Origin of the sequence: Loktanella sp. M215, assembly GCF_021735925.1 — a bacterium.
GTDB lineage: Bacteria > Pseudomonadota > Alphaproteobacteria > Rhodobacterales > Rhodobacteraceae > Loktanella.
This window is the reverse complement of the sequence record NZ_WMEA01000006.1, coordinates 88,976-111,952: the sequence shown is the minus strand read 5'-3', so window position 1 is coordinate 111,952 and position 22,977 is coordinate 88,976. Positions and strand designations below refer to the sequence as shown.

The 22,977-nt window shown below is 58.3% G+C and carries 22 protein-coding genes; 14 read left to right on the top strand and 8 right to left on the bottom strand.

Annotated features, from left to right (window positions below; translation table 11 throughout):
• Window positions 1-45: 45 nt before the first annotated feature.
• A complete protein-coding gene (locus GLR48_RS25875; RefSeq protein ID WP_272911709.1) occupies window positions 46-582 on the bottom strand; it encodes a calcium-binding protein in 537 nt (178 codons plus the stop codon).
• 705 nt (window positions 583-1,287) lie between these two features.
• Between GLR48_RS25875 and GLR48_RS23790 the strand changes: the two genes are divergently transcribed.
• Together GLR48_RS23790 and GLR48_RS23785 are read left to right on the top strand one after the other, a co-directional pair.
• Window positions 1,288-2,373 (top strand): Coenzyme F420 hydrogenase/dehydrogenase, beta subunit C-terminal domain, encoded by a 1,086-nt coding sequence (locus tag GLR48_RS23790; RefSeq protein ID WP_237066466.1) that lies wholly within the window; start codon window positions 1,288-1,290, stop codon window positions 2,371-2,373.
• An 18-nt stretch (window positions 2,374-2,391) separates the two neighbouring features.
• Entirely contained in the window at window positions 2,392-3,573 is a 1,182-nt protein-coding gene (locus tag GLR48_RS23785; protein WP_237066464.1) for a polysaccharide pyruvyl transferase family protein, read from the top strand.
• A 10-nt stretch (window positions 3,574-3,583) separates the two neighbouring features.
• Here GLR48_RS23785 and GLR48_RS25870 read toward each other — a convergent pair whose 3' ends face one another.
• The gene (locus GLR48_RS25870; protein WP_272911708.1) at window positions 3,584-4,156 is read right to left on the bottom strand and encodes an acyltransferase; all 573 of its coding nucleotides are present in this window, start codon (window positions 4,154-4,156) and stop codon (window positions 3,584-3,586) included.
• A gap of 153 nt (window positions 4,157-4,309) precedes the next feature.
• Here GLR48_RS25870 and GLR48_RS23775 point away from each other — a divergent pair, with 153 nt between their 5' ends.
• From GLR48_RS23775 to GLR48_RS23765, 3 genes are all read left to right on the top strand, one after another.
• A complete protein-coding gene (locus tag GLR48_RS23775; RefSeq protein WP_237066462.1) occupies window positions 4,310-5,170 on the top strand; it encodes a glycosyltransferase family 2 protein in 861 nt (286 codons plus the stop codon).
• Window positions 5,171-5,240: 70 nt separating this feature from the next.
• On the top strand, window positions 5,241-5,750 hold the full coding sequence (locus GLR48_RS23770; RefSeq protein ID WP_237066460.1) for an acyltransferase: 510 nt from the start codon (window positions 5,241-5,243) through the stop codon (window positions 5,748-5,750).
• Window positions 5,751-5,791: 41 nt separating this feature from the next.
• A complete protein-coding gene (locus GLR48_RS23765; RefSeq protein ID WP_336886673.1) occupies window positions 5,792-6,340 on the top strand; it encodes a VanZ family protein in 549 nt (182 codons plus the stop codon).
• A gap of 109 nt (window positions 6,341-6,449) precedes the next feature.
• Here GLR48_RS23765 and GLR48_RS23760 read toward each other — a convergent pair whose 3' ends face one another.
• The gene (locus GLR48_RS23760; protein WP_237066457.1) at window positions 6,450-7,058 is read right to left on the bottom strand and encodes a hypothetical protein; all 609 of its coding nucleotides are present in this window, start codon (window positions 7,056-7,058) and stop codon (window positions 6,450-6,452) included.
• A gap of 336 nt (window positions 7,059-7,394) precedes the next feature.
• Between GLR48_RS23760 and GLR48_RS23755 the strand changes: the two genes are divergently transcribed.
• The 6 genes from GLR48_RS23755 (at window position 7,395) to GLR48_RS23730 (ending at window position 13,604) form a co-directional block, all read left to right on the top strand.
• Window positions 7,395-8,351 carry an acyltransferase family protein gene (locus tag GLR48_RS23755; RefSeq protein WP_237066455.1) on the top strand — a complete coding sequence of 319 codons (957 nt, stop codon included), beginning with the start codon at window positions 7,395-7,397 and terminating at the stop codon, window positions 8,349-8,351.
• A 102-nt stretch (window positions 8,352-8,453) separates the two neighbouring features.
• Entirely contained in the window at window positions 8,454-10,031 is a 1,578-nt protein-coding gene (gene xrtD / locus GLR48_RS23750; RefSeq protein ID WP_237066453.1) for a VPLPA-CTERM-specific exosortase XrtD, read from the top strand.
• 150 nt (window positions 10,032-10,181) lie between these two features.
• On the top strand, window positions 10,182-10,721 hold the full coding sequence (locus GLR48_RS23745) for a rhomboid family intramembrane serine protease (RefSeq protein WP_237066451.1): 540 nt from the start codon (window positions 10,182-10,184) through the stop codon (window positions 10,719-10,721).
• 110 nt (window positions 10,722-10,831) lie between these two features.
• Window positions 10,832-11,041: a hypothetical protein gene (locus tag GLR48_RS23740; protein WP_237066449.1), complete on the top strand. Its 210-nt coding sequence runs from the start codon at window positions 10,832-10,834 to the stop codon at window positions 11,039-11,041.
• Between the two features lie 273 nt (window positions 11,042-11,314).
• Window positions 11,315-12,292: a ParA family protein gene (locus GLR48_RS23735; RefSeq protein WP_237066446.1), complete on the top strand. Its 978-nt coding sequence runs from the start codon at window positions 11,315-11,317 to the stop codon at window positions 12,290-12,292.
• Window positions 12,293-12,392: 100 nt separating this feature from the next.
• Window positions 12,393-13,604 carry a glycosyltransferase family 4 protein gene (locus tag GLR48_RS23730; protein WP_237066445.1) on the top strand — a complete coding sequence of 404 codons (1,212 nt, stop codon included), beginning with the start codon at window positions 12,393-12,395 and terminating at the stop codon, window positions 13,602-13,604.
• Window positions 13,605-13,610: 6 nt separating this feature from the next.
• Here the strand turns inward: GLR48_RS23730 and GLR48_RS23725 are convergent, their stop codons facing one another.
• From GLR48_RS23725 to GLR48_RS23705, 5 genes are all read right to left on the bottom strand, one after another.
• Entirely contained in the window at window positions 13,611-14,879 is a 1,269-nt protein-coding gene (locus GLR48_RS23725) for a hypothetical protein (protein WP_237066443.1), read from the bottom strand.
• A 75-nt stretch (window positions 14,880-14,954) separates the two neighbouring features.
• Window positions 14,955-15,626: a polysaccharide biosynthesis/export family protein gene (locus tag GLR48_RS23720; protein WP_237066441.1), complete on the bottom strand. Its 672-nt coding sequence runs from the start codon at window positions 15,624-15,626 to the stop codon at window positions 14,955-14,957.
• A 163-nt stretch (window positions 15,627-15,789) separates the two neighbouring features.
• On the bottom strand, window positions 15,790-17,409 hold the full coding sequence (locus tag GLR48_RS23715; RefSeq protein ID WP_237066439.1) for a tetratricopeptide repeat protein: 1,620 nt from the start codon (window positions 17,407-17,409) through the stop codon (window positions 15,790-15,792).
• Between the two features lie 5 nt (window positions 17,410-17,414).
• Window positions 17,415-18,233 carry a tetratricopeptide repeat protein gene (locus GLR48_RS23710; RefSeq protein WP_237066437.1) on the bottom strand — a complete coding sequence of 273 codons (819 nt, stop codon included), beginning with the start codon at window positions 18,231-18,233 and terminating at the stop codon, window positions 17,415-17,417.
• A gap of 166 nt (window positions 18,234-18,399) precedes the next feature.
• Window positions 18,400-19,089, bottom strand: coding sequence for a sugar transferase (locus GLR48_RS23705; RefSeq protein ID WP_237066435.1), 690 nt, complete (start codon window positions 19,087-19,089; stop codon window positions 18,400-18,402).
• Window positions 19,090-19,514: 425 nt separating this feature from the next.
• Here GLR48_RS23705 and GLR48_RS23700 point away from each other — a divergent pair, with 425 nt between their 5' ends.
• From GLR48_RS23700 to GLR48_RS23690, 3 genes are all read left to right on the top strand, one after another.
• Entirely contained in the window at window positions 19,515-20,396 is an 882-nt protein-coding gene (locus GLR48_RS23700; protein ID WP_237066433.1) for an ExeA family protein, read from the top strand.
• A 140-nt stretch (window positions 20,397-20,536) separates the two neighbouring features.
• Window positions 20,537-22,000 (top strand): lipopolysaccharide biosynthesis protein, encoded by a 1,464-nt coding sequence (locus GLR48_RS23695; protein WP_237066516.1) that lies wholly within the window; start codon window positions 20,537-20,539, stop codon window positions 21,998-22,000.
• A 10-nt stretch (window positions 22,001-22,010) separates the two neighbouring features.
• Window positions 22,011-22,901 carry a CpsD/CapB family tyrosine-protein kinase gene (locus GLR48_RS23690; protein ID WP_237066431.1) on the top strand — a complete coding sequence of 297 codons (891 nt, stop codon included), beginning with the start codon at window positions 22,011-22,013 and terminating at the stop codon, window positions 22,899-22,901.
• Window positions 22,902-22,977: the final 76 nt, after the last annotated feature.

Genomic DNA, 22,977 nt, shown 5'->3' with positions numbered 1-22,977 from the left:
TGCGCCTTGATTGGGCGCATCCCCTCATTGTTCCTCGATTCCGGCTCAGGCTACCATCATGTCGTCGCTTGGCATCGTACCGTCCGAAAACGACAGACCCTTTGTTGCCAGATAGTCTTCCCACTGGGCGTTGAGACCGCCCGACCAGGAATCGAGCAAGACGATTTTCTGGGTGGAATTGGTCGTGGCATTGTAGACTTCAATGACGATATCGGTCGAGTTGTCCCCGTTCCGCAGGTCGTAGCCGTTGAATTCGGCATCATCCACCATTGTGTGGCTGATCGACAGAACCTCAAACTCAGCAGAAGCAGAATCGAGGAAACTGAAAGTATCACCCTGACGGATGTCGAAATCCATCACGTAATCCGTTGCACCATCGCTGATGTGGCCAGCGCTCCATTGAAATTCGTCAGCGCCCAGACCGCCCATCAGAACGTCAGATCCTGCACCGCCGATGATCACGTCATCGCCGCGTCCGCCGTTCAGATAATCGTTGCCGCTCAAACCTTGCATCGTATCGTCGCCACGCGTTCCGGTGATGGAATCGTCCACGCCCTGCGCGGTACCAATGAAGTCTGCCATGTCCAAATCTCCTGTGTAAAAATCCAAAGGCCCAAACAAGAACCCGCAGAAAATCTTGCACGTCTCTCAAGGCCTGACGATAATATCGCCACAAAAAAGCCACATTTTTTTGTGGCGAAAGTTAACAAATGACTAAGGGCCCAGTTTTTTTTGACGCTGACAGCCTTGGCGTGATAAAATAGCAACAATCGTCTCAGTGGTTTTTCGCTCATCGATGGTGCAACGAAAACGATTTTTGCCAAGAAATTCAATCTAAGATTGTTTTTGCCCTTATTCCTTGGGTCTTATAGGCAAATGATTCGATGTTTGAGATCAGAATTATTCGGCGAACTATTGCCGATGGCGCGTCGTGATCTGTACTCCCGTGTATTATGGCGTCACCGGTGGAACCTATATCATGCCCGGTCCATCGTATTATTAAGCAGTAAGGCGCACTTTACTCCCCCGCCTATAGGTCCAAGAGCTTTTACGGGTGACGTCTCCCGGGAGGATGTTTAGGAAGTCCGCACGCCTCAAGGATCCGTTTTCCCGATGTCAGCAGTTCCACCGGCCACAGAGACGGACATACCGTCGGCCCCCAGTCTTTCGAAGGTCGCGCGTGGCAATCTTTGCGCCGGGTGTGGTGCCTGTGCTGCCCTGACATCCGGCAAGATCGAGATGGTCCCGATGGCCCCGGGATACCTCCGCCCCGCACAGAACGCTCCGTTGAGCCCCACGGAAGATGCGGCAATTGCATCGGTCTGTCCCGGCTTGGGCCAGACCGTCGCCACAGCGGGGCGGACTGACCACGTGCTCTGGGGGCCGTATGTCACCATGATGTCCGGATTTTCGACACATTCCGACCTGCGCCACGCCGGGGCATCGGGCGGAGCGCTCTCGGCAATCCTCCTTCACCTAATCGAAAGCAGCACTGTCGATGCGGTAGTCCAGATTGCGGCGGCAGGCGATCTGCCGATCGGCAATGCCACTGTCGTCAGCACCGAACACGACGGAATTCTTGCCGGCGCGGGATCGCGTTATGCACCGTCGGCGCCGCTGGCGGATCTCGCCGCGCAGCTGGCGGATCATGCAGCCACCGGGCGACGCTTTGCCCTCGTCGGAAAGCCGTGTGATGCGGCCGCGTTACGGGCTTTGTGTGATGGCGATCCCCTCTATGCCGCCGCCTTTCCGGTGATCCTGTCGTTCTTCTGCGCGGGCGTGCCGTCGTTGACCGGGGTCGAAAAGATCCTTGGGGCCTTGGGCACCGATCTGGACAGTACCGCAAGCTTTCGCTTCCGCGGCAACGGCTGGCCCGGACGCGCCACGGCTGTCGCCTACGACGGCACCGTAAGATCCATGAGTTATCACGACAGCTGGGGTAAGATCCTGTCCAAGCATGTGCAGCACCGTTGCAAGATTTGCGCGGACGGGACCGGCGTCGCGGCGGATATCGTCTGTGCGGACGCTTGGGAAAGCGACGCGGCGGGTTACCCGGTCTTCGCCGAAGCCGATGGTATCAGCCTTATCGTGGCCCGTACCGCATTTGGTGCCGATCTGATCTCTGGCGCACAGAGCGCCGGGCGGCTTGAAACGACGCCTTTCGATATCACCACACTGGCGGCGATCCAGCCCGGGCAACGCGAACGGCGCCGCGCCCTGCTGGCGCGCCTTACCGCCCTGCGTCTACTGGGACGGCCCGTGCCGCGCTACCGCGGCCTTCACGTTGCGGCCGCGGCCCGGCAGAACCCGCTGGCCCGCAACATCAAGAATTTCCTCGGGACCCTGCGGCGCGGCCTGCGTCGCGGGGCCTGATCATCACGCAGGATTTCCATGTCTCAGACACCCGTCAAGATCTGTCTCATTATGCATTCGACCCGGTCCGACAATTTGGGCGTCGGGGCGCTGACCGTGTCGGAAATCGAGATCATCCGCGGCATAGCGCGCGATCTGGACCGCCCGATCGCCATCACGGTGATGGACTGGCAGGATGCCCGCACGCCCTACGTCAGCGGCCCCGACGTGACCGTGATCGACCTGGACGGTGCAATGATGCGCAGCCCGAAGGGTTTCTTCGCCATCGCCCGCCGCGCCGATCTGGTGATCGACATCGGGGCCGGCGATAGCTTTGCCGACATCTACGGCACGGGCCGTTTGCGCCGCATGTTCCTGCTCAAGGCACTGACCCATCTGGCCGGCACCCCGCTGGTCATGGCACCGCAGACCATCGGGCCGTTCACCCGCAGGACCTCGCGTCTGGCGGCAAGGGTCACCATGCACCGCAGCGCCATCGTGGCCGCCCGCGATGCGATGTCTACGCAGGCCGCGCGCGATTTGGGCTGCGATACCGTGATCGAGGCGTCCGACGTGGCCCTGCGCCTGCCCTACACGCGTCCTGCCCCGCGTACGGGCGGCCCGGTCAAGGTAGGTATCAACGTATCCGGCCTGCTGGTGGGCGGCGGCTATACGGGGCAGAACGAATTCGGGCTGAAGATGGATTATCCCGGCCTGATCCGCGACCTGATCCAGCACTTCCAGTCGCATCCGGACGGCTGCGAGGTGCACCTCGTATCCCACGTCATCGTGCGGACGGGCCGCATGGCCGGCGAGGATGATTTCGGTGCCAGCACACGGCTGGTCGAGGAATTCCCCGGTACGGTCCTGGCCCCGGCCTTCGCCTCGCCATCCGAGGCGAAAAGCTACATCGCGGACCTCGATTTCTTCATGGGCGCTAGGATGCACGCCTGTATTGCGGCATTCTCGTCAGGGGTGCCCGTCATACCGATGGCCTACAGTCGCAAGTTTGCGGGGCTCTTCGGCACGATTGGCTATGACCGAACCGTCGATTGCACGACCCAGTCCGCCGATACGATCCGAGAGGCCATCATTGCCGGCTATGAAAATCGCCTGGCTATCAAGGCCGAGGCGGATGCCGCCTTGGTCCGGGGACTGACAAAGTTGCAAGTATACGAGGATGCACTGCGCTCGCTTATCACGAGGAAAGCTGAACACTGATTTGCCAGGCTCAGGTTTCGGGCGGCCAAGTGCGGCGGCCTATGACCTTGGCGGGGTTGCCGCCGACAATCGCGTTTGGTGCGACATTTTTGGTAACGACTGCACCGGCCGCAAGAATGGCTCCGTCACCGATGGTCACCCCCGGCAAAACGATAACGCCGTAGCCGAACCACACATCGCGCCCAACAACGATGTCGGCTTCGGTCATAGCCTGTTCCGTCACCGGGCTGCCGTCGTTGAACCGATAATTCGCAGCCGTCAGCATGACGTTTGGCGCAAACAGCGCGTCCGACCCGATTACGATACGGCCCCGCCCCGGCCCGGCCCACAGGCTGACATTGGCACCGATACGTGATCCGTCCCCAATTTCGATATTACGACCGTTCGCAAGACTGACGTTGGGCGCAATGATCACGCCCCGTCCACGCTTGACCTGCCGCAACTCTGTGACGTGGGTATGGCCGTAGTAGTTCATAATCCTGAACATATGGACCATGTTGCGCGGATCCAGGATCGCACCCAGCAGGCGCAGCACCCGCTGCGGCAGACCAAGCTTCTTTTTGTAGATCATGTCATCAGACATCGCAGGCCCATCCTTGTCGTGCGGCTGCCCATGCGTAGACGCCGCTTATAGGCCCGGCAAGGGCAGGATCCCCTGCACCACGCACACTATGGCTGTGGGACTGGTCACGATGTAAGAGACGATAAACGCCCCGATCCCAACCAGAGGCATTGTGTGCCACTCGCTGTCGTCATCATACCGCACTTCAACGATACCGACCGATTGGGCCGGTGCCTGTCCGCATTGTATCCGCAACTGACGCCGGACGTCCAAGCCATCGTCGTGGACAACGGTTCGGTGCAAAGGCTTGACGCGTTGCAGCAGACCTACCCCGATGTCGTGTTCGTCACCGAGTCCCGCAAGGGCGCAGCCATGGCTCGCAATCGCGGGGTGGCCGAGACGACGGCCCCTCGCCTTTTCTTTCTGGACTGCGACTGTGTCCCCGGCCCTGACTGGGTCACGACGGCGCTTGCGATCTGCGACCGCGCGGACATTATCGGGGGCACTATAACGGTGTTTGACGAAACCCCTGCCCCCCGATCGGGTGCGGAAGCATTCGAAACCGTCTTCGCCTTCGACAATCGCGCCTACATCGAAAAGAAGGGCTTTTCGGTGACCGCCAATCTGCTGACGACGCGCCGCGTCTTTGCAGCGACAGGCGATTTCAGGACCGGCCTGTCAGAGGATCTTGACTGGTGCCATCGTGCCCGCGCGCAAGGGTTTACACTGGTTCATGACGATGGACTGCGGGTCGCGCATCCGACACGGTCGGACTGGACGGCGTTGCGGCGAAAATGGCAACGCCTGACGGACGAGGCCTGGGGCCTGCAGAACAGCGGGCTAATGGGGCGCCTGCGCTGGCTTGCACGTGCTGCCATGATGCCCCTCTCGATCCTGGCGCACACCCCGCGCATTTTGCGCAGCCCCGCTCTTGCGAATGAGGGTGAGCGCAGATCGGCGTGGATGACCCTGGCACGGTTGCGATTGGCCCGATCTGGCTGGATGTTGCGGCAGGCTTTTCTAAATTTTAAATAGTAGTCGTAATGTCGCCTTATAATCTTCTCAAAATTATGTAAAAAGCATTAAAATACGAACGGGAGATAATATGTCATTTAAATATACAGGAAGATATCCTGATACATTCATGGAGGCTGTAGGAAACTATGGTTTCCTAGCGACATGTCGAACGCGCTTGCGCGACGTATTTCTTTTGATGAGAAGAATATATTTGGTGAAAGTGTGGAAAATGGATATCCATCCATATACTTTGATATCACTAAAGGCTACGCTTGATCGCACTTATCCTCAGGGCATACATATTGATGAGGGTAGCGCTGTATCTTTTGGAGCAGTTATTTTATCTCATGATCATACCGTAGGAAAACATACCGATACGCATATTGGTAAGTTTTGTCAAATAGGTGCGCGTAGCTTTATAATGCCAGGTGTCAGGGTTGGTGACCATTCGATAGTGGCAGCAGGGGCAATAGTTACGAAAGACGTTCCTGAAAGATCTATCGTGGCCGGCAATCCAGCGCGAGTCATTCGCTCAAATATTATGACGACAAATTGGGGTAAACTCGTGGATCGTGGAGATACGGATTCCAAAGAATAGAAATCGGATCAGAGGCTAAGATAATCTCAGTATTTTAATTGATGGATTGGTTTTTTCAATTTGCAGGCCTTGCGCTCATTTTTACGACTGCCGGGACTGGGATTTTATCTTTATTGATATGGTGCTTTAGGGGCATCACTATAGAATTAGTATTTCTTATCTTCACTATGCTGATATTTCTAATATTGACGCAGCATCCTTTGCCAGACCGCGCCGCGATGATCTGTCCGATCAAAGGCGCGCAACCGCAGCTGATCCCGTTCAATTTCCTGCAGACCTTCGTGCATCTGTATCGTAACGACGCCGCGATCCTGAAATGGATCACGAACCGGACCATCGCGGCGACGGTCATGAACGTTGTGCTTTGCGCGGCCATCGGGGCCGCTCTAGCCCCCTATGTCGTCACATGGCGCCGCATGATGATGTTTGGTATCGGCCTGACGCTGCTGGTCGAGCTGACACAACTGACCGGGGCATGGGGCCTTTATCCTTGTGCATGGCGCAAGTTCGATGTGGACGATCTGATGATGAACGCACTAGGCGTAGCCCTTGGCTGGCTCTGGATGCGCCGCAGGGGGTGGGTGATCTGATCCGATACTTAGGAACATCCCCACGATGCATCCCCGCCGCACGAACTGCGTGGTCACAAACGCAAAACGGCGGCCGAAGCCGCCGTCGTATTGCAGTGGTCGCTTTGGATCAGACCGTTGTGGACTTCCGACGCTTGGCTACGAAGGCCATCATCAGGATCGCCGACAGACCCAAGGGCAGGCTGGCAGGCACCGGAACCGGCGACAGCGTAAAGGTTGCATTCACCAATGCACCATTCGCCTTGCCCGGTGTGAACGTGCCTGCGGGGCCTGCATTGAACGTTGCATCATTCAGGCTGACACGCAGGGCGGTGCCGTCGCGAAGGTTGATGAAACCACCATTCGTAAAGTCGATGACACCATATGTCATGCCGCCAGCAGTCTGGGCATAAGTGGTGCCGCTGACCGACGTGGTACCCTGACCGAAGCTGAAGGCCAGCGTGAAAGGCTTCGCCATGGTGTCGTTGCCATCCAGCGCTTTTTGCAGCGTGCGGACGATGAACAGATCAGCCGTGAATGAATCGCCGACCGCATCAAGCCCGAAGCTGAGCGGGGCAGACATAAAGACTTGTGATCCGCTGTTCTTAACAACGGCCGCTTTTGCCTGAAGCCCGGGATTGGTCGCGTTGATCGCTGTAGTGAAGAACGACGACCCCATAAAGTTAACCGTCGCGGCACTCGCGCCACTGCCGAAGCATGACATTGCGGCGATGGCCATCAAAATCTTTTTCACGGCAGCTCTCCAAGGCGTTTATTAATATTCTGCAGATAACACATCACTACGAAGTGACAAGTGCAATCGCCACGATTTCCGGGCCTACGCATCAAGGATGTGAATTTCTGACCGCATTGCACAAGGATTGATCAGCACGCGACACGCCATGAGCAAAGATACCTCGCCACATGATGTCCGCCCCTTGTGAAGCAACCGGCATCCTGCGCTCGCGCCAGCATATTTGCTGTCACAGCGGGTCGGGTAACCATCAAAGAGGTCGTTAAGACTATTTTAATCAAAGCCGGTCAATTTTTGTCTCGTCTGGTGGGGACATGTACCATGGAACGAAACGGCACATTGGATCTTGCAAGGCTGGTGGCAGCCTTCGGGATCGTTGCGTTCCACGCAGGTGGCCCGGGTGCTGCAGTCGGCTATGCGGGGTTGCCTTTTTTCCTGATCCTGCTTGTGGCCTATGCACGCCCTGCGGCACACGTCATGGATTTCGGCAGATTCACAATCGTCCGCGCGCACCGGTTGCTGCAACCGTGGGTGATCTGGTCCGCCATTTATGGCACCCTGAAATTGCTGGAGGCTACCCTGACCGGCCGGCCCCTTTCGCAGGAATTCAACGCAGGGATGATCCTTACTGGACCTGCACTGCATCTGTGGTTCCTGCCGTTTGCGTTTCTGGTCAGTATTCTGCTTTATCCTGCTCTGCGCCTTGTGCGGCCGACCGCCATCGTCATCGCTTGCACGCTTCTTGTTGGGACGGGTCTGGCCATGTCAGGCCTGCAGCAGGACCGCTTGTTTCCGACACCCATCGCACAGTGGCTATTCGCAGGCCCTGCGGTCTGCCTTGGGGTTGCGCTGGGGTTTTATCAGGGGCGGACCGTGGTGCAGGCGATGATTTGGTCCATCTTTATGGGGATCGCGTTTGCCGCAGGCTGGACCGCAGGCGTTCCACAGCTGGCCATCGCAGGCGGTGTTTTCATCCTTTGCACTCTCTGCCCCACCCATTCGACGGCTTTTTCGCGATGGGCGTCCAACGTGGCCATGGGCGTTTATCTGGTCCATCCGCTGTGTCTGTCAGTTCTGGATCGCGTCACCCCGCTGAAAGAGGCCACGGTTGAGATGACGGTGGCGGCCTGCATCTGCGCGACACTTTTGGCCAGCCGTCCTGATAGGCTGATCTGGCTGGCGCTGCACAAGACCGAAAGCGCGTTATCGGGGACTCCCCGGATGCAAACTGGTAAACAGTTTGTTGATGGCCTGAAAAGCATCGATTCAAACCCATGAACTTGCTATGTGCAAAAAACGGCTGCAACAGCGGGCGTGATTTTATTTGTGCATAGAGTGACCTGATCGATGTCCGACAGCGTGCAACCTGCGAGCGGTTCAATGGCCGCGCGATTTACAGCAATAGATCCGTGGGGCTTTTTCTGGATCGTTGCGCTGATCGCGACCGCAGTGCCGATCTTCTGGCTGGGATTCCAGTCACTTGGTGCGGCCTGGATGACGCCGGAATACAGCCACGGTCCGCTGATTCCACTGATTTCTCTCTATCTTTTCCTGCGCGAGCTGCGGCATGCACCGCTTGCAGCGGCGGATGTGACCGCCAACCGAATTCCCGGTATTATCGTCATCGTGGCCGGGCTAGTCTTTGGCATCTTCGGCAATCTGGTGCAAATCCCGGATATCGTGACCTATGCTTTCATTGTCTGGGTCGGGGGGGTCGTGCTGACCGGCTTTGGCTGGGCTCGTGGCCGTACTCATCAGCTGCCGGTGCTGCATCTGGTCTTCATGCTGCCCCTGCCCCAGTTCGTCTACTGGAAACTGACGATCTTCCTGCAGCTGGTCTCGTCGGAACTGGGCGTGTGGTTCATTCAGATGGCGGGCATCCCCGTCTTTCTTGAAGGCAACGTCATCGACTTGGGCATCTACAAGCTGCAGGTGGCCGAGGCCTGTTCCGGCCTACGCTACCTGTTCCCGATCCTGTCATTCAGTTATCTGTTCGCGATCCTGTATCGCGGGCCGTTCTGGCACAAGGTCGTCATGTTCATGATGGCGGCGCCACTGACCGTCTTCATGAATTCCTTTCGGATTGGCATGATTGGTATCCTGGTCAACAGCTACGGCATCGGCCAGGCGGAAGGGTTTTTGCACTTCTTTGAAGGCTGGGTGATCTTCGGTGCCTGTATCGCAATCCTGTTCCTGACGGCCGTGCTGCTGCAGCGCCTGACACCCAGTCCGCTGGGCCTGCGCGATACTATCGACATGGATTTCGACGGGCTAGGCGCACAGGCAGGCCGTATTCTGCGGGTGGCCCCGTCACCTGGGGTCATTGTGGCAACCGGCCTAACCCTTGCGATCTCGGCTCTTTTCATCCTGACACCCGCTCCGGAACGGATCATGCCCGACCGCGACCGGTTTTCCGCGTTCCCACGTGATATTTTGGACTGGAATTCCTATACTATCCCGCTGGAGCCGGATGTGGAGCAGGTGCTAAAGGCATCGGATTACATCAACGCCGTATATACCAGTCCCAGCAATCCCAATACCTACATCAACTTCTTCGCGGCCTACTACGACAAGCAGACAGAAGGCTCCGGCATCCATTCGCCGGAAGTCTGCCTACCTGTCGGTGGGTGGGAGATCTTCTCGATCGCTCAGACACCGATCGCGATGCCGGATACGGTCTATGGCACATTCGACGTCAACCGCGCCGTCATCGAAAAGGGGCTCTCCCGCCAGCTTGTATATTACTGGTTCGAACAGAGGGGCACGCGGATGACCAACGACTACATGGCCAAGATCGATGTGGTCTATGACAGTCTGACCATCGGTCGGACGGATGGTGCGCTGGTGCGTTTCGTGACCCCGATTGCCGAGAGCGAAACAGAGGCTGATGCGGATGCGCGGATGCAGAAATTTATGGCGGACCTTCTGCCAAAGCTGCCACGCTTCATTCCGGAATAGACCCCTTGCCCGCTTTAGCGACCCCGGTCACAAAGTGACATGACGCAATCCGCTCCCCCCCCGACCCGACCATGGCTGCCATTTTCCATCACACTCTTGCTTACCTTGTGCATTGTGCCAGAGCTGGTGTTGCAATTGACGGATCACGGTATGCTGGGCCCCCACGACCTGCGCAGCACTGCATTCCGCTACGGGGCGTTCCAGTCGGATTTGATCAGCGGCGGCAAGGTGCTGTTTGAGGGACAATCCTTTACCATCTTCGTGACCTACATGTTCCTGCACACCGGGTTACAGCACCTGGTGGTGAACATGATCGGACTGGTCTGGCTCTGGCGACTGATCCTCGAGCAGCGTTCGGCAGGCGACGCAGCGCTGCTTTATCTGATGTCGGGCGTCGGGGCGGCGTTGGTATTCGCCCTGTTCGGACCGCAGCACACGGCGATGGTGGGTGCGTCCGGCGGCCTGTTCGGGCTGCTGGGGGTTTACGGCGTCGACAGTCGACTGTTCTGGTCGGACGTCAACCGGACCGGTTTGCTGCAGAAAGTGGGACGTCTGGTGCTGATTGCCGTAATTCTGGTGCTGTCCGATCTGGTCAGCCGAGTCGCCATCGGCACCAGCGTGGCGTGGCAGGCACATACGGGCGGATTTCTGACAGGAGCCTTTGCCGCACTGATCTGGCCCCGGCGTTAAATCAATTCCAATCTAATCCTCCCGGTTTCTGCCGGAAAGGTGACACAGTCCCGCCACAATTCAGACCTTAATCAACACAGAAAGGCCACGCATGACGGAAGGAACCTGACGTGATCATCCTATGCATTCTAGGTGGTATAGTTGGCGCATTCGCCGGTGTCCTGACGGGTCTGTGGTATGGTATCGACCTGCTGGGTCTGGTCAGCCTCTATCTTCTGTGCGGGACGGTCAGCTTTGTGATTACTCTGGCAATTGCCATCGTGTCGGGCACCGGAATGCCTGCGTCATCTCAAGACATAACGCGCGCTTCTGTCAAATAGCTGTCAGTCATGATCAGTAAAAAAGACGAGTAGCATCGGAGCGTAACATTATTCATTAGATAGCGTGGTAATAGCAGACCTTAAATTGTAAAAATTTTATAGCGACCATGTAGCTAGCGATAAGATACCATTTAGATAGTATTTATTTTTATATCGATTATAAATCGAATTTATTGTTGGCTGTTAGTTTACAAAATTTATGCGACGTGCCAAATATAGTTTACGGTCTGACAGCCGCCATATGATCGATATGAGCTTGCGAAAGAATAGGCCTTGTCCGTTATCACGTTTGCAAACTTTAAAGGTGGGGCTGGCAAAACGACTGCAGCCCTGTTGCTCGCCTCGGAACTAGCGTCTCGCAAGGCCGAGATTGTCATCATTGATGCTGACCCCGGGCGCTGGATTTCTCATTGGGGTGCACTGCCCGGCAAGCCAGACAACATTCGCATCATTACCAACGTAGTCGAGGACGATATTGTCCAGCATATCTACGCCGCCGCCAGCCAAACCCAGTTCGTTATCATAGATCTTGAAGCTACGGCTAGCACGATGACCGCAAACGCTATTGGCATGTCCGACCTTGTTGTCATACCGACGCAAGGCGGATCGATGGATACCAACGGGGCAGCCAAGACGGTCCGTCTGATCCACAATCAGAAACGTGTGGCGCAACGATCAATCGCACACGGTGTGCTGATGACTCGCACGAGCGCCGCCGTTGCATCCCGATCGTTTAAGAGCGTTCGCGCCCAAATGATCGAAGCTGGGATCACCCTGTTTTCCACACCCATCGTCGAACGTGCAGCATACCGCGACATTTTCGATTATGGCGGTTTGCTGCGCGATCTGCCGACCGCACAGGTGTCCAATCTGGAAAATGCCTGCAAGAACGCGCAGTCCTTCACCGCCGAAGTCCTGTCGCAACTCAAGGCAGGTCTGGAACAGCGGGGCAGCCATAAGGTGAAACGCAAGCGCGCTGCTTCGGGTTCTGTCGACGATCTGGCGGGCTTCAGGCCTCGCGATTGGCCGATCGGTGCGCCGGTGCGCAAACCACCAAAGGTGCAGGCCGCCGAGAACCCGGGATTTCGCAGCCGCCGCACGGGGCGCACTGCACAGCTTAATCTCAAGGCTCGACCCGATACGATTAAAGAGTTTTGCGATCTGGCCGATTCAAACGGCTGGGGATTGGGTGAAACGCTGGAATATGCAGTCTGCTTGTTGCAGCGTGACTATGGGAAAAAGATTGCCTAAATGCGCGGCGGGGCAGCAATTGCCCTGTCTTTGTCTCAGTTTCGTCTTGTCATCCTGCAATCCTTGGGATGACTAGACCTTTTAGCCTGTCTGGACCTCCATGACCGACCATGCCGACCGCCACATCCTGATCGTTGTCGAAAACCTGCCCGTACCACTCGACCGCCGCGTCTGGCTGGAGGCCACGACCCTGAAGCAGGCAGGCTACGACGTATCCGTGATCTGCCCAATGGGACGGGGCTGGAATACTCCTTATGAAGTGATCGACGGTGTCCATATCTACCGCCATACTGAACCGCCGGAAGCTCATTCTGGGGCCTTGGCATATGCCCGCGAATACAGCCACGCGATCAGGCACTGGTTTCGGCTGGCGCGGGTCGCATGGCAGCGACGCCCTTTCGATGTCATTCAGGGCTGCAACCCGCCGGACCTGATTTTCCTGCTGGCGCTGTGGTATCGCCTGTGGGGGGTGCATTACATGTTCGACCATCACGATGTCTGCCCGGAACTGTTCGAAGCAAAGTTCGGAAAGAAGGGTCTGCTCTACCGCGTCATGCTGATCTGGGAGCGGATGACCTTTGCCACGGCCTCTGTGTCGATGGCAACAAACGGCAGCTTCCGTGACATCGCGGTCCGGCGCGGCAAGATGGCGCCCGAAGACGTCTTTATCGTCCGGTCCGCCCCGCGGATCGAAAACTTCATTCCCGGTCCCGGCGACCCCAAGATGCGGCGCGGCGCGGCATCTGTCATGGGTTATGTGGGTGTGATCGGCCAGCAGGAAGGCATGGACCTGCTGGTGCTGGCCGCCGATCACCTGATCCGCAAACTGGGCAACACCGATGTGCATTTTCTGATCGTGGGCTTCGGTCCACAGTTGGAAGAGGTACAGCGCGACGTGGCGGCGCATGATCTGGACGCGTATTTCACCTTCACCGGCGCGCTTTACGGCGACGACCTGCTGGCCGCACTGAACGTGATCGACATCGGTGTGTCACCGGACCCCAAGAACGCGATGAACGACATCTCGACCATGAACAAGGTCATGGAATACATGACTCTTGAAAAGCCGCTGGTGCAGTTCGACCTGACCGAAGGCCGCGTCTCTGCTGGTAATGCGGGCCTTTATGCGCGCGCCAACGATCCTGTGGACTTTGCAGAAAAGATAGCGGCACTGATGGACGATCCCGACGGGCGGGCCCGCATGGGGGCAATGGGACGCGAGCGGGTGCTGAACGACCTGTCATGGTCCCACACGGAACCACAACTGCTGGCCGCCTATGACCGGATCTACCGCAAGATGGGACGCGGCTGACAACCGTCAGTAACGAGTCACAAAACTACGGCGCAGTTGCAGAAACACCGTGTTCGACCGGGCGGTCACGCCCGGGTCATCCTTGGCGTAACGATAGCTGTATCCGGCTGCAGCTGACCAGTCCGGAGTCAGTGACCGTGTATAGGTCGCCCCTAGCGTGGCATCCTGCGACTGACGCGTGGTCTGGGTGTCCTCGACCTGTGCCAGATTGAAGCCCACCTCCAGCCCGGACAGCGGCGTCAGACTGCGCGTGTAGGCCAGCGACAGCTGCGTTGTCAGTTGTTCGCTATCCTGTTCGTTCTGTACCGACACATCGCGCGACAGTTCGAAGTTCAGCGCACCATCCGGAAGGTCACGGCTCGCACCAATGGACCCGATCAACGCGGTGCTACCCCGATCAGACAGGCTGACCCCGATCTGACCTGAAACAGTCCCGCTCGGCAATGCGAGCGTGCGTCCGGCCGACACGCTGTAACGCTGCCCGGCGTTGCTGTCGGTCACCCCCAGTGTAGCACCGACTGTACCAAGCGGCCGGTCGATGGACAGACCCGTCGTCAGAGTCGTCGTGTCGCTCGTGTCGCGGGCACCATCCTCGTCGAAGATGCTATAGGATAGGCCCAATGTGAGATGCGCCGCCTTGGTCAGATCCAGCTCCGACGTCCCGCCAAGGGTCAGACGGCGGTTATCCTGCAATGCCGTGCCGTCCAGACCTGTGGCAGAGCCACCCGTGTAGGTCACCTTGTCGACCGCCGCAGACAAACCATAACTAATCCGGGAGGTCAGCCCCCATGTCAGGCCAGCCCGTGCCGACACGGCCCGGCGTATGGCAGTACCCGTCACGATTCCGGCAAGCCCGATATCATCTGCGACGACGGCCTCGTTACGCGACAGGTCGGTCTGACTGAATGTGGCCGACAGGTCCAATGTGCTGTCCGCACTGCTGCGGTTGTAGGCGGTAGATAAACGCGGCGCTGTTATGCCGGACGCGTCGGCACTGGTTCCAGCACGGGCCTCGCCACTGGCATTCACAGCAAAGGACGACGCAGGCGTTGCGGTCAACAGGCCAAATGAAAGACCCGCCACCGCATCCAGACTGCCCGATTTGTCCGCGTCGGCCCGCAGGCCCTTGTTGTCCGTCGCCTCAAGCCTGAAAGTCGTCCCGAAGGTCAGCTGGATACCACCGGTCTCATAGGATTGCGCGGCAAGAATGGCTGGCACGGCGACAGCCCCCATGACGAGACAGCAAAGAGGCTTCGGGTGGCGAAAAGACATCATGCGCTTGTCCTTAATCCCCGTCTTCCAGGGCTATCGCAGAAGGCAGCCGTGACGGGGACGAACCCGTCGCGGCGTTTATTCGAACAGGCGGCGCTGAGGGACGACGATGACATCGCCATCGGCCAAAGTCGACCGGCCCGATGCGACCAGACCCGCCTCGATCGCGGGATAGTCCAGGACATAGACCTGTTCGACACCACTGGAATCTGCACGGCGCAGTTGCACGCGCTTGTTAGCGGCAAACTTGGTGAAACCGCCCATGATCGCGAACATCTGCAGAACCGTGGTGCCGGGTGCGACGTCGATCTTGCCCAGCTTGTTGGCCTCCCCAACAATATAGACCGAGATGACCGGATCCTTGGCTTCGACTGGCGGGGTAACGGCGCGGGGTTCGCGTACGGCCAGTCGCTCGAGCGAAACGAAAACCGTCGGCGGGGCCGCAAAGCTGGGTGCGAGGCGCGCGATCAGATCGCTTTGGACCGCATCGACTGTGCGACCGGAGACACGCAAGGTGCCGGCCTGGGGAAAGCTGATGCGCCCGTCGGGGGCGATCAGGACACTGCGGTTAAGACTGGGGTCTTCAAGCACCTCGACACGCAAGCTGTCGCCTGCGCGCAAACCGTAAGCCTCTTGGGCTGCGACAGGCGCGGCTCCTGCAGTAATCGTCACGATAGTCAGACACAGACCGGCGACCACGGCCATCAGGCGATGGCGGACGGTCAAGGACGTCGTCGTCATATTGGGCATCTGGATTTCCTCCCGGAGTAGGGCAGCTTCTACGGCTGGTAATTTCGTTTAAGGCGGCGCCGGATAAACGCCAATGACAAAACAAACGAAGTCGCATCCCAGCCCGATAAGTCCAGCCACAGTGCCGGGCATGCAACATGTAAGCCACAGGGCTTCTGGCGAGTCAGGGACTCTTGGCCGCCGGCAGTGTCGCCAGAGTTTCCCGGGCGGTCTGGAACTGGGGTAGCGTGTTGCCGGCTGCCATGTCGAGACCGCGGGTCAGGGCCTCTCTGGCCTGTTCTGTCTGACCCTTGGCCGCGTAGGCCAGACCCAGATGAACCTGAACCAGAGGGTCATTAGGCAAACCGGTCGCAGCCGGCACCAGATAGGTCAGCGCCTCATCAAAATTGCCGCGCCGGTATGCGATCCAGCCATATGTATCGGCAAAGGCAGGCACGGTTGTATCGCGCAGGCGCCGTGCGATCGTCTCGGCGCGGGCCAGGCTTTCGTCATCGTCGCGATAGCTGCTGATCATGCTGGCCAAGTTGTTCGCGATTACGACGTTACTGCTGTTCTTGGCATACATGTCTTCATGCACGGCAATGGCGGCATCGATGTCGCCTGCCTTTTCCAGCATGGCGGCCTTCAGCAGCAGCAGCTGTGACGGATCGGTGACGGTGGCCAGGGCGGTGTTGATGACATCTGCCGCCGCATCGTCGCGCCCGTCGGCCATCAGCAGGCCGGCCAGGAATCGCGCAGGTAATTCGCTTTGCGGAAAAAGCTGCACGAGGTCGCTGTATTTCGCCTCCGCACCGGCGGTATCCCCTTCCAAGGACGCCAGGCTGGCATCCAGCATCTTCAGGTTGGCATCATCGGGCGAGGCCGTCATCAGACTGTCCAGATAATTGCGGGCCTCGGCAATCTTGCCGGACCGGATCCGGGTCTGCAAAATTAGGGCCACGGCGCGTGCGCCGCTCTGATCGGTCGAAACCGTCGTCGGGTCGACCTGGGTTTCCAGTATCGCAAGGCTGTCGTCTGTGCGGTTCTGTCCCTGCAGGATGGCCGCCTGCAACAGCGGGGCTGCGGTCTGGGCCGCGGGGACATCAATCTTGCGCAGATCGTCGATCGCCTTCTGGGCCAGCGCCCAGTCCCGGTTTTCGGTGTAAAGCTGCGCCAGGTTGATCAGCACATCGGCATTGCCCGGGGCCTGGCGGCGTGTGTCTTCCAGCACGGCAATCGCTGCCGTCGTCTGATCGCGTCCGGCCAAAAAGCTGGCATAGCGCAGGGATTCGGCCGGGGCCGCATTGGACACCTGCACCGCCGTCGCCAGACGCTCACCGGCCAGAGCCATATCCCCGTCGCGTTGATGGGCTTGCGCCATCAGCGTCAGGGTCTGGGAATCCTGCGGATTTTGGTTCAGCGCCGTGCGCAGTGCCACGATGGCCTCTCCAACCTTGTCGTCCGAAATCAACCAGCTGGCCTGCAGCTTGAGCGCCTCGACGTTGCTGGCATCCTCTGCAAGGATCTGTTTGACAAGCGTTTCCGCACCGGCCCGGTCGCCCGTCGCATCAAGCATCCGCGCCAGCATGATCTGAAGCTGACGGGTCTTTTCACCCGGCTCTGCATCCGTCAGCGCCGCACGCATCTGATCAATCCCGGACTGGGTCTGACCGGTGTCAAAATCCAGCGCCGCCAAAGTTCCTGCGTAAACCCGACCATTGAGCGTGCCTGCATTCGCGTCGCGCAGGGTCGTCAGTTCCGCGCGGGCGGCGTCAGGACCTTCGGTTGCGCGCAGGAAATCCACGACAGTCAGGTGATCATCAAGGTTTTCGCTGACAGCGGGTCCGGCCAGCGTGCGCAGATAAGCCGGGCCCCGGCGGTGTCGTTCTGGCTGACATACCAGCGGATCAGATTTTGCCCGACATCCTGATTGTCGGGAAACAGCTTCGCCATCAGTTCCAGCTGGGTGCCGACGGCGGACATATCATTGCCCTGAGTCAAAAGCTGGGCCTTGATCATGTGCAGATCAAGTGCCTTGGAATCTGACGCGAGGGCCCGGTCGACAGCCGCCAGCGCACCTTCGGTCTGGCCGCGTTTCATCAGATCATCCAGATCAATGCGGACCAGCCCGGCGCTGTCGGTGGTGACACCCGAGGCGCGCTGATCGGCCAGCGCGGTGCGCGCTTCTTGGGCCACGGTCCCGGCCGTAGTGGCATCGCTCTCGGTCACCGCCTTGCGGTAGCGCAGGGCGATGTCGATGGCCTGCGACCGGGGGTCGTCAGGGTCCAGCGCCATGGCTGCCTGGCCGTTGCGCTCCGCTTGATCCCAGTCGCCACGCGCAATGTCGATTTCTGCCAGTTGCTGACGCACGACCAGCGTATTGGGGTATTGTTCGATCAGGCGCAGATACTGGCCGTATGCCTGCTGCACATCACCCTGCTTCAGCAGCAGATCGGCATAGGTCTGCCGTGCTTGAAGGTGGAAACCATCGTAATCGAAGACGTTGCGAAACTCGAGCATGGCACGCTGCTCATCGCCGGCTTGTAGTAGAGCCAAGCCAGACTGATAATAATCCTCGGCTTTTTCTTCTTTGCTTTTGCAAGCAGTCAGTGTCAGCGCACTTGTCAAAATCAGGACGGCAAAGGCCGGGCGCGAAAACGTTCGGAAGGGCAATGAACTACCTGCTGGTCAACGGTGGTAGCCGCGTATGGAGGGTATCATCCACGGCAATACATATAGCCTACAGTTTCTGATGGCGGCATGACACCAAAATTCAGGTGATCTTCGTCAGCGTTCAGCAACCCGTGCCACGAAGCACCACACGCAGTGTCGCGAACAGGATCCGGAGATCTTCGACAAACGAAATTTTCTCACGGTAATCCGTATCGAACATGGCACGTTCCGCAAAGCTGGAAGTGTTGCGAGCTGAAATCTGCCAGCTGCCGCTGATGCCGGGACGCAAATCATAATAAGCGGTGCCGGGATAGAGGTTGGTTTGGTTAAGCATCATCGGGCGTGGCCCGATGAGGCTCATGTCACCACGCACGACATTCCACAGTTGTGGCAACTCATCCATGGAAGACCGGCGCAGGAAACGGCCAAATTCAGTAATGCGGGGATCGTTCCGCAGTTTTTGTGTGATGTGCCATTCTGCCCGTGCGACAGGATCCTGCGCCAAGTGCTGCTCCAGAAGCGCGTCTGCGTTATCCACCATCGTGCGCAGCTTCCAAATCTTATATGCACGCCCATTACGACCGACACGATCCTGCGTGTAGAACGGCTTGCCGCCCTTTCGTGCAACAACGACAGCCAGCAGGGCCACAACGATCAAGACAAAAGGCAGGGACAACAGAATGAGGGACACATCGAAAAAACGTTTACCAAAGCAGTTGTAGAAGCGCGCCGTCGGGTCAGGATTATTTTTTGAAGGTTGAGGGATAACCACATCACTTTTATGCCGCAAGTCCTGACAGTTCACGGTCATATAACCACCTCAAATATATCAAAAAACTGGCTCGGTCTATCCTGATGTCCAAGCAGTTCTGGCACAGGGCCAACATCTTTCGGTTTGTCAAAATACTTTTTGATACCGAGTCTTACACCCGAACAATCTGGACTGTCATTTAAGCAATTTTGTGACATCTCTAAAGAGCTTTTCTCTCAATGTACATTTTTTCGCTCGCGTAGACATCAATGGCCTGTAAAACGGGCGACTGTTTCGCATACAGCAGCGATCTAGGGCAGGCCGAACAGCATCAAGTGCGCTTTGTTAATGCTCACAAGGGTGGTCTTGTTCCTTCTCTACGTTGCAGCTACCGAAGACACGGCACCGGATTTCATCTAAACACGCCACGAACACGTCAGTTTTTCAAGTGAACGACCGATCGTCGATGATCCGTCAGGGATGACATGCAAAGCAGTTTGAACATCTACACCGCTTTTTTTGGTCTGACCGAGCGCCCTTTTTCGTTGGTTCCCGACCCGGACTTCCTGTTCTGGTCCGAGTCCCACAGCCGGACCTTCACGATGCTCGAATACGGCATCCTGACCCGCGCCCCCATCACCTTGATCACCGGCGAGGTCGGCGCCGGCAAGACCACGATCCTTCATCATCTGCTGCGTTCCATTGGCGATGATGTCCGCGTTGGTCTGATTGCCAATGCCAACGGCGGCCGCGGAGAATTGCTGCGCTGGGTCCTGCATGCGCTGGGGCAGCCGGCAGAGGCGACGGATACCTATGTCGATCTGTTCGGCCGGTTCCAGCAGTTCCTGATCGATGAATACGCCGCCGGCGGCCGTGTTATCCTGATCTTCGACGAGGCCCAGAATCTGTCACGGGAATCCCTGGAAGAGCTGCGCATGTTCACCAATATCAATGCCAACAAGGACGAATTGCTGCAACTTGTCCTTGTCGGGCAGCCGGAACTGCGCGACATGATCAACCGACCCGACCTTCAGCAGTTCGCACAACGGGTCTCTTCTGCCTTTCATCTGTCGGCCATGAACCAGGAAACGACGACCGCATATATCGCGCACCGCATGACGATAGCAGGGGCGCACAGGGAAGTATTCACCCCCGGGGCCTGTGTCGCGATCTATGAAAACACAGGTGGCGTGCCGCGCCTTGTCAACCAGCTCAGCGACCTCTGTCTTGTCTATGCCTTTACGGCAGAGGCCCGGCAGGTCAGTCGTCTGACGGTAGACGTCGTCATGGCGGATGGCGTATTTTTCTCGGGTCGCAAGACCGGCTCCCTCGTCCTGCGGTCCGACCAAAAAATTGGAACTGATTAAATATGGATTTTCGTTTTTACCTGTCGCTCTTCATGCGGCGCCTTCACTGGTTTTTGCTGTTTGTCATCATCGGGTCAGGCATCGGTCTGACACTGGCCAAGGTGCTGCCACCGGTCTTTGTCGCAAAGGCCCGGTTGCTGGTGGAATCCGAGCAAATCCCTGACAATCTGGCCGCCTCTACTGTACAGACCGAGCCAACGGAACAGCTTGAGATCGTCCAGCAACGAATCCTGACCCGTGCCACGCTGCTGGACATGGCCAATCGTTTCGATATTTACGCAAGCACCACTGGCGGAAGCGCGCAACGCATGGATGCAGACACGATCGTCGACGACATGCGCAAGCGCATCTCGATCGAGACGACCGGCGGTAACGTCCCCCGGGGTCCAGCGCGTGCCACGTTGGTCGCCGTCAGTTTTCAGGCAAGTCAGGCCAGTCTTGCAGCCGCCGTGACAAACGACCTCGTCACCCAGATCCTGCGTGAGGACATCTCGATGCGGACGGGATCGGCACGCCAGACTCTCGAGTTCTTCGAGCAGGAGGTCAGCCGTCTGGATACGGAACTCTCCACCCGAGGCAGCGCCATCCTGGCCTTTCAGGAAGCCAATCAGGAAGCCTTGCCCGACAGTCTGGATTTTCGCCGCAGTCAACAGACCGCCAACCAAGAGCGTTTGTTGCAATTGAACCGCGACGAGGCGTCCCTGCGCGACCGCCGCAACAGTCTCGTCGGTCTTCAGGAAGCGGCCGCTGCCTCCGGCGGCAGTGCGACGCCCGTGAGCGAGCAAACGCCGGAACAAAAGCGTTTGCAGGATCTACGTGATCAGTTGTCGGGACTTCTGGCGGTTTTGTCGCCCGAAAATCCTAAGATCCGCATCCTGCAGACACAGATCGATTCCCTCGCATCTGTCGTGGACGCACAGCAGGCAAGGGTCAGCGTGGCGCAGGACGGCAGCCCGCTCAGCAGTTACGATCTGCAACTGGCGGAAATCGACGCACAGATCGATTTTCTGGCAAGCCAGAAAGCGCAGGTGGAAAAATCTCTGGCGGATCTGAAAACCTCGATCGAAGCTACGCCCGGCAATGCCATCACACTGGATACGCTGCAGCGCGACTATGCCAACGTGCGCACGCAATACGATCAGGCCGTTGCCAACAAGGCCCGTGCCGAAACGGGCGACGTGATCGAAACGCTCGCAAAGGGGCAACGGATCTCTGTCATTGAACAAGCGGTGGTGCCGTCAGAGCCCGAGCAGCCGAACCGGCCACTCATCGCGGCGGCGGGCGTCGGCGGCGGCATTGTTCTGGGTATCGCAATGGTCATTCTGCTGGAGGTTCTGAACAAGGGCATCCGCAGACCGGGTGACCTGACGCAGGCGCTCGGGATCACGACGTTCGCGACGCTGCCTTATTTCCGCACGAGAGAGGAAATCTGGCGCCGCCGTGCTATTATCTATGGCGTACTGGGCACCTTGCTGGTCGGTATCCCCTTGGCGTTGTGGGCCGTGGATGTATACTACATGCCGCTTGATCTGCTGATCAGCCGGCTTGGCGCACGGATCGGTCTGGCCAGTCTTCTGTCCGCTACACCCCTCGCTTTAGTCTGAAGGAAAGCGCATGGAAAAAATCAGGTCAGCCATCGCCAAAGCCCGAGCAGAGCGCGACGCAGCCCAAGCCGGCATTGACACGCCGACACCTCCAAGGACCGGACCCGCATTCGTGATGGGACGTCCCGCAGAGTTAGACGTCGCAAGCCCCGAGGTGCCTCAAGCAGATGCCGGCTTCGATACGATCGCTGCCAACTGGGCCGCCCTGCCTGTTACTGACCTCGATGCGGACCAGATGCGACGCAACAGGATCGTGTCGTTCGTACGCAGTACTGAATCCACGGGCGTTGACATGATGCGGACTCGCATATTGCAGCAGATGCGCGACAATAATTGGCGCAGGGTGGCCATCACCTCTCCCACCTCCGCCTGCGGGAAATCGACAATCGCGCTGAATCTCGCCGTCAGCCTGTCACGGCAACCCGACATGCGCAGCCTGCTGCTGGAAATGGACCTGCGCCGCCCGTCGCTGGCCCGGATGTTGGGGATCACACCGCCCCTCGTGGACTTTTCAAACGTTCTGCGCGGCAAGGCAGACTTTGCCAAAAGCGCTGTGTGCTATGGCGGCAATGTGGCCGTGGGACTGAACGGCACCAAGGTCCGCGATGCGTCAGAGCTTCTGAGCAGCGCCCGCATCAGCAACGTCCTGTCGGAGATAGAGGCCACCTACGCACCCGACATCACGATCTTCGACATGCCGCCCATGTTGGCCGCCGACGACATGATGGCCTTTGCCACGCAAGTTGATTGCGTCCTGATCATTGCCGCCGCCGAAAAGACGACCACCAAGGAAATTGATCTGTGCGAGCAAGAGCTAGCGCGGCAGACTAACGTCATGGGCGTCGTGCTTAATGAATGCCGCTACATCGGGCCAGAAGCCAACTACGGCTACTACGGCTGACGCGGACTTTGGCGCATCGCGCTACACTTGGCGGCGACGCGTAACGATCAGCAGGCTTAGAACACCCGACACCAAG